General features: G+C 58.1%; 2 protein-coding genes. Both read left to right on the top strand.

The features are described from left to right. Positions 1-561, top strand: a 561-nt coding sequence (locus AC1DWI_RS21420; RefSeq protein ID WP_477725703.1) for a Rossmann-fold NAD(P)-binding domain-containing protein, incomplete at its 5' end; no start/stop codon positions are given. Between the two features lie 92 nt (positions 562-653). Next, positions 654-1,625: a TRAP transporter substrate-binding protein gene (locus tag AC1DWI_RS21425; RefSeq protein WP_477725704.1), complete on the top strand. Its 972-nt coding sequence runs from the start codon at positions 654-656 to the stop codon at positions 1,623-1,625. The last annotated feature ends 218 nt before the right edge of the window (positions 1,626-1,843 follow it).

The following is a 1,843-nucleotide window of genomic DNA, read 5'->3' on the forward strand; positions in this document are numbered from 1 at the left end:
CCGCAGAACAGCTACGGCATCCAGAAATTTATCGGTGAACAACTGGTGGCTGATTACGCGCGCAAGGGCTTCATACGCGGGCGCAATGTGCGTCTGATGACGGTGAGCGTGCGGCCCGGAAAACCCAACGGTGCGGCATCGAGCTTTCTCAGCGGCATTATTCGGGAACCCCTTGCGGGAACGAGGGCACAGTGCCCTGTTCCTCCCGAAACGGCCGTGGCTCTTGCGTCGCCCGGACGTACGGTGGAGGGATTGATTCGTGCTTCAGAGGCTACCGACACCGAATGGGGCGCCCGCACAGCCGTCAACCTGCCGGCCCTCAAGACAACGGTCGGTGAAATGGCGCAGGCGTTGGCCCGGGTGGCCGGCAAAGATGCGGCGGGACTGATCGACTGGGTGTACGACCCTGTCATCGCAAGAATCGTGGGCAACTGGCCCGCCGATATCGACGCAGCACGCGCGCGGTCGCTGGGCCTGCTGCCTGACAGTGATTTTGAAAGCATCATCGCGGCGTACTTAAGCGAAAACCCGCGCACGACCGCAGATGCATCGCGGCAATAATGCGTGTGCTTATGGTCGGAAAATCCTGATGCAGAACCGGCCCCAGTCGTCCACAAAATTCCCGGCCCGATCACTCAACGGAGACAAACAACATGAAGCTTTCAAAACTGATTATCGGTATGACGCTCGCAGCGGGATTCATGGCGTCTGCAAATGCACAGACCACCATGAAAATCAGCATTTCCACGGCCCAGAATTCGCATCAGGGCATTGCCATCGACACTTTTGCCAAAGAAGTCGAGAAACGCACAGCAGGCCGCTACAAAGTCCAGACCTTCTACAACGGGGCCCTGGGCGGCGAACGCGAATCCATCGAGGCCGTGCAGCTGGGCACCCAGGAGCTGGCCTTCTCCTCCACCGGCCCCGTACCCAATTTTGTCCCCGAGACCAAGATCCTCGACGTTCCCTTCCTGTTCCGGGACAAGGCGCACGCGCGCGCCGTGCTGGACGGCCCTATCGGCCAGAATCTCCTGACCAAATTCGATGCCAAGGGCTTCAAGGCGCTGGCCTGGGCCGAAAACGGTTTTCGGCACATGACCAACAGCAAGCGGGACGTGAAAGTTCCGGAGGACCTGAAGGGACTGAAGATGCGCACCATGGAAAATCCGGTGCATATCGCTGCGTACAAAGGCCTGGGCATCATCACCACGCCCATGGCTTTTCCCGAAGTATTCACGGCGCTGCAGCAAGGCACGGTCGACGGCCAGGAAAATCCCCTGTCTGTGATCATGTCCGCCAAGTTCGACCAGGTGCAAAAGCACCTTTCACTGACCGGCCACGTTTACTCACCTTGCATTTTCTTGATGAACAAAGCGGCCTTCGACAAGCTCAGCGCTGCCRACAAGACAGCCTTCGTTGATGCCGCCAAGGAAGCGACCAAGGCGAACCGGGCCCGCGTGGACCAGGACGATGCCAACGGTGTAGCCGAGCTGCGCAGCAAAGGCATGACCGTGATCGAAAACGTCGACAAGGCGAAGTTCGTGGCAACGCTGGCGCCGGTCAACGCTGAATTTGAAAAGCAGTTCGGCAAAGCCAACATCGACGCGATCAGGAACTACAAGTAAACCGTACCGCAACTATTTTGCTACTTTTTTTGTAGCTGCTTACGCCCGCCGCCATTGGTCTGCGGGCGTTTTCATTGCAATTCTCAATTCTCCTCATGTATCGGCGCATCCATGAAACAAGCTTTTCTCCAACTTGAACGGTGGACCACCGGCTTCTCCATGCTGGTGGCCTGCGTGATGCTGGTCATCGCATCGGGGCTCGGTGTGTTCCAGATCCT

This window comes from Polaromonas sp. P3_C2 (genome assembly GCF_056402675.1).